The organism is Aeromonas sp. s9 (genome assembly GCF_040907765.1).
In the GTDB taxonomy this organism is placed as follows: Bacteria; Pseudomonadota; Gammaproteobacteria; order Enterobacterales; family Aeromonadaceae; genus Aeromonas; species Aeromonas caviae.
Genome location: NZ_JBFOCK010000008.1, coordinates 1 through 11818, shown reverse-complemented (window position 1 = coordinate 11818; position 11818 = coordinate 1). Strand labels below are relative to the sequence as shown.

Annotated in this window: 12 protein-coding genes and 1 pseudogene; 5 read left to right on the top strand and 8 right to left on the bottom strand. The window is 59.7% G+C overall.

The annotated features are described in order from the left end of the window. Window positions 1-7 precede the first annotated feature (7 nt). The 4 genes and pseudogenes from AB5Y54_RS00965 to AB5Y54_RS00950 all read right to left on the bottom strand — a co-directional run bounded on the left by AB5Y54_RS00965 (window position 8) and on the right by AB5Y54_RS00950 (window position 3023). Window positions 8-1201 (bottom strand): DNA cytosine methyltransferase, encoded by a 1194-nt coding sequence (locus AB5Y54_RS00965; RefSeq protein ID WP_368153116.1) that lies wholly within the window; start codon window positions 1199-1201, stop codon window positions 8-10. A gap of 176 nt (window positions 1202-1377) precedes the next feature. Beyond that, window positions 1378-1569, bottom strand: a pseudogene (locus AB5Y54_RS00960) (VOC family protein); the annotation flags it as partial. A gap of 381 nt (window positions 1570-1950) precedes the next feature. After that, complete coding sequence (locus AB5Y54_RS00955) at window positions 1951-2544, bottom strand: MliC family protein (protein WP_368153115.1); 594 nt, start codon at window positions 2542-2544, stop codon at window positions 1951-1953. 110 nt (window positions 2545-2654) lie between these two features. Then, window positions 2655-3023 carry a DUF2061 domain-containing protein gene (locus tag AB5Y54_RS00950; RefSeq protein WP_010675518.1) on the bottom strand — a complete coding sequence of 123 codons (369 nt, stop codon included), beginning with the start codon at window positions 3021-3023 and terminating at the stop codon, window positions 2655-2657. Between the two features lie 180 nt (window positions 3024-3203). Between AB5Y54_RS00950 and AB5Y54_RS00945 the strand changes: the two genes are divergently transcribed. After that, the gene (locus AB5Y54_RS00945) at window positions 3204-3425 is read left to right on the top strand and encodes a hypothetical protein (protein WP_041212421.1); all 222 of its coding nucleotides are present in this window, start codon (window positions 3204-3206) and stop codon (window positions 3423-3425) included. A gap of 110 nt (window positions 3426-3535) precedes the next feature. On the opposite strand, the gene AB5Y54_RS00940 is transcribed toward AB5Y54_RS00945, so the two are convergent. Next, window positions 3536-4135: an FMN-dependent NADH-azoreductase gene (locus tag AB5Y54_RS00940; RefSeq protein ID WP_368153114.1), complete on the bottom strand. Its 600-nt coding sequence runs from the start codon at window positions 4133-4135 to the stop codon at window positions 3536-3538. Window positions 4136-4244: 109 nt separating this feature from the next. Between AB5Y54_RS00940 and AB5Y54_RS00935 the strand changes: the two genes are divergently transcribed. Continuing rightward, window positions 4245-5174, top strand: coding sequence for a LysR family transcriptional regulator (locus AB5Y54_RS00935; protein ID WP_368153113.1), 930 nt, complete (start codon window positions 4245-4247; stop codon window positions 5172-5174). Window positions 5175-5224: 50 nt separating this feature from the next. Here AB5Y54_RS00935 and AB5Y54_RS00930 read toward each other — a convergent pair whose 3' ends face one another. Genes AB5Y54_RS00930 through AB5Y54_RS00920 form a run of 3 tightly spaced genes read right to left on the bottom strand, consistent with a single transcriptional unit; the run spans window position 5225 to window position 8437 of the window. After that, the gene (locus AB5Y54_RS00930) at window positions 5225-6079 is read right to left on the bottom strand and encodes a 23S rRNA (adenine(2030)-N(6))-methyltransferase RlmJ (RefSeq protein WP_042879855.1); all 855 of its coding nucleotides are present in this window, start codon (window positions 6077-6079) and stop codon (window positions 5225-5227) included. Then, a complete protein-coding gene (locus AB5Y54_RS00925) occupies window positions 6073-6534 on the bottom strand; it encodes a DUF2390 domain-containing protein (protein ID WP_039040190.1) in 462 nt (153 codons plus the stop codon). The genes AB5Y54_RS00930 and AB5Y54_RS00925 overlap by 7 nt, the downstream gene beginning before the upstream one ends. After that, on the bottom strand, window positions 6527-8437 hold the full coding sequence (locus tag AB5Y54_RS00920) for an ABC transporter ATP-binding protein (protein ID WP_368153112.1): 1911 nt from the start codon (window positions 8435-8437) through the stop codon (window positions 6527-6529). The genes AB5Y54_RS00925 and AB5Y54_RS00920 overlap by 8 nt, the downstream gene beginning before the upstream one ends. Window positions 8438-8583: 146 nt before the next feature. Here AB5Y54_RS00920 and AB5Y54_RS00915 point away from each other — a divergent pair, with 146 nt between their 5' ends. The 3 genes from AB5Y54_RS00915 (at window position 8584) to AB5Y54_RS00905 (ending at window position 11703) form a co-directional block, all read left to right on the top strand. Next, window positions 8584-8994, top strand: a complete 411-nt coding sequence (locus AB5Y54_RS00915; RefSeq protein ID WP_010675511.1) for a CBS domain-containing protein — start codon at window positions 8584-8586, stop codon at window positions 8992-8994. A gap of 328 nt (window positions 8995-9322) precedes the next feature. Continuing rightward, complete coding sequence (locus AB5Y54_RS00910; RefSeq protein ID WP_039040188.1) at window positions 9323-10423, top strand: porin; 1101 nt, start codon at window positions 9323-9325, stop codon at window positions 10421-10423. A 335-nt stretch (window positions 10424-10758) separates the two neighbouring features. After that, window positions 10759-11703 carry a chemotaxis protein CheV gene (locus AB5Y54_RS00905; protein WP_041212426.1) on the top strand — a complete coding sequence of 315 codons (945 nt, stop codon included), beginning with the start codon at window positions 10759-10761 and terminating at the stop codon, window positions 11701-11703. The last annotated feature ends 115 nt before the right edge of the window (window positions 11704-11818 follow it).

Below are 11818 nucleotides of genomic sequence, written 5' to 3'. Positions count from 1 at the left end.
TGAGTATTTATCCGCATGAGCTATTTACCCTTAGCTTTAGTAAATGTTTTATGTTTTTAATCAATTGTTTACCTAACTCAACTGGCACTGCATTTCCTATTTGCTTTGCTTGTTGAGTAGCATTACCGTAAAAAGAAAAATTATCGGGAAAAGTTTGAAGCCGTGCAGCATGACGCATTGTGATACCATGATCTTCCCATGGATGAACAAATCTTCCTTTTGATGGGTTAATACATCCAGTAGTGATTGTATTTGAAGGTAGATGGATCATTATACGTCCGTATACATCCTTATGGCCATCGTGCTCCTTGTGGCACGGTAACACTCGATTTGAATCGGTGCGGCTGCCATTCAGTGGCGTCGATCGAAATACATTTATCATTGCTGTCGTGTGACCCATATTGAAATTCAGTGGATCATTGACATCTAACTCACGTCCAAACTCCAGATTTGCCAAGAGCTTATCTGTTTCTTCTTTCGACAATTTGCTCTTCTTCGAAAAATACTCTGACCAATAGCGAAAAAAAATAGAATCTGAGGGTTTCTCGAATACGCAAGATGCTGTTTTCCAAGAAGGACCAAATCCAGCGTCTGGTGCGAAATGAGTAGGTTTTGGTGGGAATTCTACTTTGTCATGGTCAAGATCGTTACGGATGCCAAAAATGAAAACCCGCTTGCGATTTTGTGGTACACCATAGTCTCGTGCATTCAACAAGTCGCAGAACTTGATGGTGTAACCATTTTCTTCTGCATTTTCTTTCAATGTTTCAAGATAAGACTCATGCCGTTTCCACAGGAGACCTGCCACATTTTCGATAAGAAAAACTTTTGGCTGAAGAGCATGAACAAATTCGTAATATTTAAGTAATAATTTATTGCGCGGATCATCAACACCAGCGTTATTTATTCTATGGGTGGAAAAACCTTGGCAAGGTGGCCCACCAAGCAGAAGATCAAGTTCTCCTGGCTTTACGCCCACTTCATTCATGAATTGCTGGAGATCAGTTATCTTATTGATATCAGTGTTGTAGACCTTAGTATTTACACTATTAAAGGTATTTATTATGTTCTTTTCATAGGTGTTTGCAGCGGCGGCATCAAACTCGACTGCTGCCAAAATGTTGAATCCGCATTGAAGAGCAGCTAAGGAGAAACCACCTGCGCCAGCAAAGAGGTCAATTGCGGTTAGTTTGTCTGTCATTATGGTTTTTTCGTTTCACTTCAAAAAAATGCCTCAATTATATCGAGCTTGGGATGATTGGACAGAAAAACAATCAATTTCTTCCGTCGAAAGACTCAATCAGCTGCATCTTACAAGATGGTCATCTGGTTGATAGCCGCATTCTTCGGGGGACTGTTATCCTAGCCGTCTTGGGCTAGCGCCTCCGGGCTGTCGATGGATGTGACAAACAGCTCGTCAGCCCAGAAGTAACCCTCACCCGCGCCGCCGATTGGCACATAAAGGCTGGCCAGTATGGCCCTGTAAAAGCGCTCGCTGGCGGTCAGGTCTTTCACCACCAGTTGGAGATGGTCGATCAGCCGACCCCGATGCAGTGTGTGCGTTTCCATACATTCACTCCACTCGACATGGTTGAATCAGTCACTTATCTCTTGCCGGTTGTGCCCTTTGGCGACGCTACCGCACTGGATTTCAGCTTCCAGCTTGCTGCGATTGACCAATGGGGCGTAGTTGGCATGGCTCATGGGAGACTCCGACGAGGCGTGTGTTGCCAATTGGCTATATTAACGGCCCGCGAGCGAAGGGAAAGGAGGAAATGGCGAATTGCCGGGCAAGATCAACAAATGGAGGCCAGCCCGAAAGCCTGGCGTCCGGGCTGGATTGGCGAGAGGGGGCTGGGGATAGGTAAAAGGGGGGCGAGTGGCCACCAACTGGTGACCCACTTGCTGCCTGTACGGGAGTGGTTGCCCGGCCCTTGGCCGGGCGGGGGATCAGTTGCCCGGGATCTCGCTGCAGTTGAGGGTGGGCTGACCGTAGCGCTCCAGCATGGCGTCGCTCCCCTTGGTCCAGAGGGTGAGATTTTGCCCCTCGTACCGGGCGCCGCTGGCGCTGGGGGTCTCATAGGCGAGCACCTGCTGCTGGTCGTTCCCCTCGCTCAAATTGATCATGGCGGCGGGCCGCTTGGCCTCGTTGTAGAAGTAGGTGGAGAGGGTGACGCTCTTGCCGCACTGATAATCGACCGGCGTCGGCACCCTCAGTTGTCCCCCTTTTATCTGCAACTCGGTGATCCGCAACTGGTAGCTCTCTTCCACGCACTGGCGCAGGTCGCCCGCCTTCCAGCAGTCGTTGCGCCCCTTGATCCAGCCGCGCTGGATGGCGCGCTCGCTCTTCTGCTGCTCGGGGGAGAACCCGGCAATCGCCTTGGGATAGAGGGCTGACAGCTCGTTATCCAGCGCAGCCAGTCCGGCATCCTTGCAGATAAGGGTTTCGGCGGCGCCTTTCGCCTTGGCGCACTCGAAAGACGGGGTGGCCGCCGTGGCCAGCAGAGGGGAAAACAGCAGGGTTCCAAGCAAGATCTTGTTCATCGACAGGGCTCCAACAGGGGGCATGATGCCCCGTGATCAGAGCACACTTTACACCCGAAGTAGGCAGGAGCACCCCGTGTTTTTGGGTGCCGGGCGGCCCTGCATGGCAATCAGACGCCGGCCAGCGCCAAGGTCTGGCGGCTGCGCCACAGCCGCTCGTGGAAGAAGAAGACGACGGTGTTGATGGCAGGTTCGATCAGTGCCATCACGCCGCCGGTGAGCAGCTCGCCACTCAGCAGGTAGGCGACACCGAAGGCCACCGAGAAGTGGACCAGGGCGAAGCTGCTGGTCTTGGCCTGCAGGCTGTGTTCAGGCTTGAGCTTGTGCCAGCCAAGGTCGTGGAAGTAGAAGGCGACTGTGTTGACGGCGGGCTCGATGAGGGCGATCAGGCTGGCGGTGAGCAGTTCGCCGGTCAGCAGGTAAGCCACGGTGAAGGCGACACAAAAGTGCAGGATGGCGAAGCTGATGGTCTTTTTCATGGTGGTGTCTCCTCTGGCGATGAAGGCAGTATCACCCAGAATCTCATCAAATGAAAACCATTCTCATCTATCAGCGAAATAGAAAATGCCTATCGACCGGGGGAGGCACCACCAGATTGGGAGTTGCCCGGGACCGCAACGGCGCTAGAGTGTGCCTTTTGCCATGAAAAAGGAGCTTTCATGACCATCAACTCCAACCTGTTTGTTCTCTTCATGCTGCTGATGATGATCGTCGTCGGTGTGGTGGCCTGGCGACTGGCCCGGCGCAAGAGCCGCCACCCGGGGCTTGTCACCTTCCTGTGCGTGCTGCTCTGCCTGGTGCCGCCCTTTGCCCTGCTGGCGCTGCTCATTCTGGCGCTCTGGCGGGACATGCCCGCAGGCCCCGATGCCAGGCAAGCCTAGTCTCTTCCGCTACTGCCGCAGTCATAGAAAAGCCCCTTGCGGGGCTTTTTTACTTGGAATGTCCCGCGCAGCAGGTGGCCGGTTGGAAGGGGCAAGACCGGGTGATGGCCCTACCTGCCGAGGCCAGCGATCCGAGCATGGGCCTCGCGCATTCCCTGTTCCGCCCCGTGAGGGCGCAGATCCATCCCCTCTGCGTAGACGAATTCCACCTCCGCGATGCCCATCAGGCCGAGCACGGATTGGAGGTAGGGGGTGACCGCATCCGTCGCCTGTCCCTGATGCACGCCGCCGCGGCTGCTGAACACCAGGGCGTTGACCCCCTCCACCAGCCCCATGGGGTAGGTGTCGGTGTAACGGAAGGTCACCCTGGCCCGCGCCACCAGATCGAACCAGTTCTTGAGGGGGGTCGGCACGTTGAGGTTGTACATGGGGGCGCCGATCAGCAGCAGGTCGGCGGCCTTGAGTTCGGCAATCAGCCGATCCGACAGCGCCACCGCCTGCCGGATGGCCTCATTGGCCGGTTCAGCCCCGCGCAGGGCGTGAAACAACGGGCTGTCGAGGACGGGCAAGTCGAGGGCGGTCAGGTCGCGCACCACCACCTGGTCCTGATGGCCCTGCTCCCGGCGTGTTTGCAGGAAGCGCTCCATCAACTGGTTGGTGCGGGATACGGGGCCGTTGAGGCTGGATTGCAGCAGCAGGATCTGGCTCATGAGGGAAACTCCATCTGAAACGTGTGAAGAATGAAGGGAGCTTACCAGTCATTTTTTTCCGCAGTGCTGATAGTATTTCGCCATATTGGTTCCAAAAGGTATGCAATAGATGGCAAACACGCTCAACGGCATCGATCTCTTCGCCACCGTGGTGGAGGCGGGCAGCTTCGCCCAGGCGGCGGAGCGGCTTCACCTCACCCGCTCGGCGGTGGGCAAGGGGGTGGCGCGGCTGGAGCTGCGTCTCGGCGTGCAACTGTTTCATCGCACTACCCGCAGCCAGAGCCTGACCGAGGAGGGGGCGCTCTTCTATCGCCACTGCCTGCGGGCGCTGGAGGAGGTGCGTCTTGGGGAAGCGGCGCTGGCCAGCAACAAGCTCACCCTCAACGGCAGATTGAAGGTCTCCATGCCGGTGCTGTTCGGCCAGCAGTGTGTGGCCCCCATTTTGCTGGCGCTGGCGAAGGCGCATCCCGGGCTGGCCCTGGAGCTGTCGTTCAGCGACCGCAAGGTGGATCTGGTGGAGGAGGGGGTGGATCTGGTGATCCGCAACGCAGAGCCGCCGGACAGCCTGGATCTGGCGGCGCGCAGGCTCGGGGAGCACGGCATGACGCTCTGCGCCTCGCCCGCCTATCTGGCCGAGCGAGGGGAACCTGTGACCCTGGCCGAGTTACCGGAGCACGAGTGCATCGCCTATCTGCGCCAGGGGCGGGTGCTGTCGTGGTGGTGGCAGGAGGCCGAGACATGGCGCGAGGTCCAGCCCAGAGGGCGGTTGCAGATGGACGATCTCAACGCCATCACCCAGGCGGCCATCGCGGGCTTTGGTCTCGCCTGGCTGCCGACCTGGCTGGCGCGGCCCCACCTTGAGCGGGGCGAGCTGCGCGAGCTGCTGGCCCGATTGCCGGGTCGGCGCTATCCCATCAACGCCCTCTGGCCCCATGGTCCGCATCTGCCCCTCAAGACCCGGCTTGCCATCGACTGGCTGGCGAGCCGCCTGTCCGAGCAGCTGGCCAGCGTGAACGTGCCGGGTCATCAGCCCCAATGAAAAAGGGCCTGCTGTGACAGGCCCTTTTTCATTTTCTGTGGTTCCGAGGGTCAGGCTTCGGCCTTGTTCAGCCACTCCACCCTGTACTGGGCGCCGGCGCCCTGGGCCAGCTTGGCGCACAGGGGTTTCAAGAAGGCCTCGATCTGCTCGTCCAGCATCCAGGGGGGGCTGACGATGAGCATGCCGGAGCCGTTCATGCCCCAATCGGCAGTCTGGCCGGCCACTTCCAGCTCGGCCACCAGGACGTTGCCGAAGTTCTCGCGCTTGATCGCTTTGAGCATGTCGCGGGACTTGTCCGCCTCTTGCCCGAGGATGGGATACCAGAGGGCGTAGATGCCGGTGGCCCAGCGCTTTTGCGCTTTTTTAAGGGTATCGACCACCGCGAAGTAATCTTCCTTCAGCTCATAGGGGGGATCGATCAGCACCAGGCCGCGGCGCGGGGTGGGGGGCAGCAGGGCCACCAGCCCCTCGAAGCCGTCGCGATGGTGGACGGCGACGCGGGGGTCGTACCCCATGTTGGCGCGAAGATCTTCCACCTCGTTGTTGTGCAGCTCCATCAGCGCCAGCTTGTCCTGATCGCGGATAAGGCGGCGGGAGAGCTCCGGCGAGCCGGGGTAGTAGTGCAGCTGGCCATCGCTGTTCATCTCCTCGATGACACCCAGATAGGGAGCCATGGCAGACCACTGGGCCCGTTCATCCCACAGGCGTTTGATCCCGTCGGCGTATTCCGCCTTCTTCTGGGACCAGTCGCCGCGCAGGTCGTAGAGACCGCCACCGGCATGGGTGTCCAGCACGATGAAGGGTTTCTCCTTCTTCTTGAGGGACTCGATGATCAGGGCCTGGACGGCGTGTTTGAGCACGTCGGCGTGGTTGCCGGCGTGAAAGGCGTGGCGGTAGCTCAGCATATGAGATCTCTGAGGGGGCCCTGCTGGGCACCCAGTAACGATAGATAGTGAAACAGGTTGCGGCTGTCGCCGCGAAACAGGGCGAGGGTGCGCAGGGTCTGCAGCAAGACCCCCTGTTGCAGCCGCTCCAGCTCCAGTTCGTGGGCCAGCATGGTCTGGTACTCCTCGGCCCCCACCCGTGACTTGGCCTGCTGGCGCAGGGTGCGCCAGGGGAGCAGCACCGCCTCGGTCTGTACCAGGGCCGGTTGCAAGTCCGTGAGGTCGACCGGGATCCGGAGCAGGTCGAGGTGGTGCAGCAGGAGTGCCAGGTTGACGTTGCCCCCCATGCTTTGCACGTGGAGCCAGTCCTGGCTGCGCTGGCCATAGGCGCCTGTGCTCCATGTCCAGAACTCGGAAGGGGTGGGCAGGGCGTCGGGGCTGACCCGCTCGCTGGCCATCAAGGCTTCATCACGCAAAGAAGGCCTGCTCCATGGTTTCCAGCTCTTCAGAGAGGCTCATCCACTCCAGCTCGACGTGCTCCAGCTCCTCCTTGAGGGGGCCCTGGGACTTGAGCAGCTCGGAGAGCTTGCCCTTGGCGCTCTCTTCATAGATGGCGGGATCGGCGAGCTGCTCTTCCACCGCGGCCAGCTTGGCCTGCAGTTTCTCCATGCTGGTTTCGAGCTTCTCCAGCTTCTGGCGAAGCGGCCGGGTCGCTTGCCGGAACTGGGCTTCGAGGCGCTTCTGATCCTTGCGCGCCACCGCCGAGTTGGCGGAGACGGTGCCATCTGCCGGCTTGGCATTGGCCTCTTTCTCCTGCTCGCCGAGCCACTTGTGGTAGTCGTCGAGATCCCCATCGAAGGGCTCGACCCGGCCGCCGTGGACCAGATAGAAGTCATCCGTGGTGGTGCGCAGCAGGTGACGGTCGTGAGAGACCACCACCATGGCCCCCTCGAACCCTTGCAGGGCCATGGTCAGGGCGTGGCGCATCTCCAGATCCAGGTGGTTGGTCGGTTCATCCAGCAGCAGCAGGTTGGGCTTTTGCCAGGTGATGAGGGCCAGCACCAGACGCGCTTTCTCACCGCCGGAGAAGGGGGCTACCTTGTCGAGCACCTTGTCGCCATGAAAACCGAAGCTGCCGAGGTAGTTGCGAAGCTCCTGCTCGGTCTTGTCCGGCGCGAGGCGCACCAGGTGATCGAGGGGGCTGTCATCGAGGCGCAGGGTCTCGAGCTGATGCTGGGCGAAGTAGCCGATGCTCACCCCGGCGCTCACCTCCAGCTTGCCGAAGAGGGGCGGGTTGGAGCCCGACAGCATCTTGATGAAGGTGGACTTGCCCGCGCCGTTGCGACCGAGCAGGCCGATGCGCGAGCCCGGCACCAGGTTGAGCTTGATCTTCTCGAGGATCACCTTGTCGCCGTAACCGGCGCTGAGGTTCTCCATGGCGATGAGCGGGGTCGGCAGAGCGGAGGGCTCGCGAAACTCGAAGCTGAACTCGGAGTCGGCGTGGGCGGGCAGGATCTTCTCCATCCGCTCCATGGCTTTGAGCCGACTTTGGGCCTGACGGGCCTTGGAGGCCTTGTAGCGGAAGCGGTCCACATAGGATTGCATGTGGGCCATCTCCCGCTGCTGCTTCTCGTACATGGACTGCTGCTGGGCCAGGTGCTCGGCCCGTTGCAGTTCGAAGTCGGAGTAGCCGCCGCTGTATTCGTTGAGCTTGCCGTTCTCGATATGAATGATGCGATTCACCACGGAGTCGAGGAAGTCGCGGTCGTGAGAAATGAGCACCAGCGTGCCCTGATAGCCCTTGAGCCACTTCTCCAGCCAGATGACGGCGTCCAGATCCAGGTGGTTGGTCGGTTCATCCAGCAGCAGCAGATCGGAGCGGCAGAGCAGCGCCTGGGCCAGGTTCAGGCGCATGCGCCAGCCACCGGAGAAGCTTCTGACCGGCGAGTCGAGCTGATCGCCGCCAAAACCCAGACCGTGCAGCAGCTCGGCGGCGCGGGCGCGAATGCTGTAGGCACCTATGGTATCGAGCTTGCCGTGCAGCTCGGCCACCAGCAGCCCGTTGTCATCCGCCTCGGCCCGGGCGAGCTCGGCCTCCAGGGCGCGGAACTCCTTGTCGCCGTCGATCACGTACTCCAGGGCGGAGCAGTCCAGCGCCGGGGTCTCCTGGGCCACGCCGGCAATCTGCCAGCCGGCGGGCAGGCTGAAGCTGCCGTTGTCGATGGCCAGCTCGCCCCGCACCAGCGCAAAGAAGGTGGACTTGCCACAGCCGTTCTTGCCCACCAGGCCCACCTTGTGGCCGGGGTGTATGGTGGCGGACGCGTTGTCCAGCAGCGTGCGGCCGCCGCGGATCAGTTCGATTTGACTGGCAACTATCATGGATGGGTCTGCTTGGCTCGATTGAAGGAGAGAAACTGGCGCGGATCTTACGTGAAATGACACAAATTTGCACTTGAGGGCGGGGGGGATGGCTGCCGCCGGAAAAACGTGTCATAACAGAGACATCTGGGGGCAGGAGGCTGACCATGTTGATTAAAGAGATCATGACGACCCGGGTCGCGACCGTTTCCATGGATGACAGGCTGAGCGTCATCAAGGAGATCTTCGAGCAGGCCCATTTCCGCCACCTTCTGGTGGTGGAAGAAGAGGAGCTGGTGGGGGTCATCTCGGACCGGGATCTGCTGCGTGCCATCAGCCCCTATCTGGACACGGATGCCGAGATGAACCGGGACACCGAGACCCTCAACCGGCGCGCCCACCAGATAATGAGCCGTGAACCCATCACCGTCTCCCCCGAACGCTCCCTGAAAGAGGCCGCCGGCCTCATGCTGGAGCACCAGATCTCCTGTCTGCCTGTGCTGGAAAACGGCGCCCTGGTGGGCATAGTGAGCTGGAAGGATCTGCTGAGGGTCATGCGCGGCTGGCAGCCGGTCTGACGGGGCGGGGAAGGTGTGCGGGGAGCCCGTGTCGCCCGGCAGGGCTTCCCTGCTTCTCGCCTTGTTGAAGGATTAAACTGCATTTATCCCGTTTTATAGATCACTTGTATTGCTATATTGATTTTCTTGGTCATAAGTTCCGCAAAAATTATTTCGCGTGACACTATGTGTCGCGGCGTCAGCTCGAATTGACGCTTTTATAATTAATCGTTCGCCGCTTCAGTTCCCATCAAGGTTTCCGGATCTACCTTAGGCCATCGGCACATCAACCGATCATCACGACCGAACTCTGGTCTGACAGAGAGTGCTTACACCTGAGGAAAGAACAATGAAAAAGACAGCATTGACGATGGCCATCTCCAGCCTGCTGCTGGCCGGTGGTGCACAGGCCGCCAACGTTTACGATCAGAATGGTACCAAACTGGACATCGGCGGCCGCGTCAACGGCATGTACTACGGCACCGATGACAACGCCACCGAAGGCGATGCCAGCTACCTGCGTCTGCACATCGCAGGTGAAACCAAGGTTGACGAGGATCTGACCGCGTTCGGCTTCGCCGAGTACAACCTGCCGGTTTCCGGTTCTGACAACGACGAGCTGCGTTACGCCTATGCGGGCATCAAGCACGATCGCTTCGGTGCCTTCAGCTACGGTCGCCAGGACGGTCTGTTCACCAAGGCGGTGAACAACTACACCGACGTGCTGCCGGAGTGGGGTGGTGATGGTCTGGGCAAGGACACCGAGGTGTTCGGCACCGGTCGTACCAACGGCCTGGCCCAGTACATGTACAACTGGCAGGGGCTGACCCTGGGTGCCCAGTTCACCGGCAACAACGACCCGCAGAACGCGAGCCGCAGCGAGCGCGTCGGCCCGAACAGCACCTGGAGCCCGAAAGGTTCTTCCGAGGGGTATGCCCTCTCTGCCAACTATGACTTCAACATGGGCCTGAGCCTGGGTGCCGCCTACAACCAGGCTGGCAAGACCGACGAGCAGGCCGAGAACGTGAGCTTCGGCGGCGACAACGACGCCAAGCTGTTCGGGGTGGGCGCCAAGTATGCCGTCGGCAACCTCTACATGGCCGCCACCTACTCCCACGGTGAAGATCACCTCTTCGTGGACACCGGCTCCATGCGCGGTTATGCCGAGAAGATGGATGGCTACGAAGCGGTCGTGCAGTACAACATCACGCCGAAGTTCAAGCCCTCCCTGGCCTACCTGCGTACCGACGTGAAGGACAGCGCTCACGGCATCGATGACACCGCGACCGAATACGTCTCCGTGGGTGCCTGGTACAACTTCACCGACAACTTCAATGCCTACGTGGACTACAAGATCAACCTGCTGGACGAAGTGGGTTCCACCGGCAAGAACAGCCTGAACAAGTCCACCGACGACATCGTCGCCGTGGCCCTGCAGTACAACTTCTAAGTCGTCCCGGACGCACTGCACATCCCAGGACCGGCCCATGTGGCCGGTCTTTTTGTTGCTGGCGGACCGCGCTGGATGACAAGAGCGGCACGCCGGGGTTCAGCAATGGCCCTGTGTGGTCGATACCCTTGTTGTCGGGGCCGGTGCGTGGCTGTGCTTGCCATGAGGCAGTGATGGGGCGATGATCACGCCCCGTGGTCAAGATCCTATCTTTCCTCGACGCTTTTCATTATTTCTATATAGGCTTGCGTTGTCCCGACAGGGAAAGCGGGGCTGGTTGGCATGTCGCAGCTCCGGTGCGGGGCAATTTCGGGAAATGGACGTAAGGGCGTTATATGGCGAGCATATTGGATTCAGTGGATCAACGTACCCAGCTTGTAGGGGAGAATCGCCTGGAACTGCTGATGTTCCGTTTGGGTGCCCAGCAACTGTTTGCGATCAACGTCTTCAAGGTGCGGGAAGTGGTCAAGCTGCCTCATCTGAACAAGATGCCGGGGTCCCACCACAACATCAGCGGCGTCGCCAACATTCGCGGCGTCTCCATCCCCGTTATCAACCTGCGCGGTGCCATCGGGATGCGTCCCATGGCCATCGATCAGGAGTCCAACCTCATCATCACCGAGTACAACCGCACCATTCAGGGATTCCTGGTGGGGCAGGTGGCCCACATCGTCAATATGACCTGGAAGGACATACTGCCGCCGCCCCGTTCGGCGGGTCGTGCCAACTACCTCACCGCCATCACCCGCATCCCGGAAGGGGGCGTTGACCAGATCGTCGAGATCATCGACGTGGAGAAGGTGCTGGCGGAGATCATCACCTACGACGTGCGCATCTCGTCCGAGGTGCTGGACGAAGAGATCCTGCCCCAGATGCAGGGACGCCGGGTGCTCATCGTCGATGACTCCAGCACGGCCCGCAACCAGGTGCGCGAGACCCTCGCCCAGCTCGGGCTCGAGGTCATCGAGTGCCAAGACGGCTTGCAGGCCCTCAAGTTGCTCAAGGGGTGGTGCGATGCGGGCAAGAAGGTGACCGACGAGATCATGCTGATGATCACGGACGCCGAGATGCCGGAGATGGATGGTTATCGCCTGACTCACGAGGTGCGCAGCGACCCGCGCATGTCCGATCTCTTCATCACCCTCAATACCTCCCTGAGCGGCAACTTCAACGAGGCCATGGTCAAGAAGGTGGGGTGTGATCGCTTTATCTCCAAATTCCAGCCCGACTTGCTGGTGGACGTGGCCCAGCAGCGGATGCGGCAGATCCTGGGCCGTTGAACCCGGCACGCCGAACCATGAAAAAGGCTATGTCCCAATTACGTGTTGCATGGGGCGCCCCAGCGCCTCATGCAAGCAACGTGGCACATTCACTTCCCGCCCGTAGCGCTCCAAC

Coding starts and splice junctions, on each gene's coding strand:
- AB5Y54_RS00965 (WP_368153116.1), bottom strand. CDS start 1,201: ATGACAGACAAACTAACCGCAATTGACCTCTTTGCTGGCGCAGGTGGT.
- AB5Y54_RS00955 (WP_368153115.1), bottom strand. CDS start 2,544: ATGAACAAGATCTTGCTTGGAACCCTGCTGTTTTCCCCTCTGCTGGCC.
- AB5Y54_RS00950 (WP_010675518.1), bottom strand. CDS start 3,023: ATGAAAAAGACCATCAGCTTCGCCATCCTGCACTTTTGTGTCGCCTTC.
- AB5Y54_RS00945 (WP_041212421.1), top strand. CDS start 3,204: ATGACCATCAACTCCAACCTGTTTGTTCTCTTCATGCTGCTGATGATG.
- AB5Y54_RS00940 (WP_368153114.1), bottom strand. CDS start 4,135: ATGAGCCAGATCCTGCTGCTGCAATCCAGCCTCAACGGCCCCGTATCC.
- AB5Y54_RS00935 (WP_368153113.1), top strand. CDS start 4,245: ATGGCAAACACGCTCAACGGCATCGATCTCTTCGCCACCGTGGTGGAG.
- AB5Y54_RS00930 (WP_042879855.1), bottom strand. CDS start 6,079: ATGCTGAGCTACCGCCACGCCTTTCACGCCGGCAACCACGCCGACGTG.
- AB5Y54_RS00920 (WP_368153112.1), bottom strand. CDS start 8,437: ATGATAGTTGCCAGTCAAATCGAACTGATCCGCGGCGGCCGCACGCTG.
- AB5Y54_RS00915 (WP_010675511.1), top strand. CDS start 8,584: ATGTTGATTAAAGAGATCATGACGACCCGGGTCGCGACCGTTTCCATG.
- AB5Y54_RS00910 (WP_039040188.1), top strand. CDS start 9,323: ATGAAAAAGACAGCATTGACGATGGCCATCTCCAGCCTGCTGCTGGCC.
- AB5Y54_RS00905 (WP_041212426.1), top strand. CDS start 10,759: ATGGCGAGCATATTGGATTCAGTGGATCAACGTACCCAGCTTGTAGGG.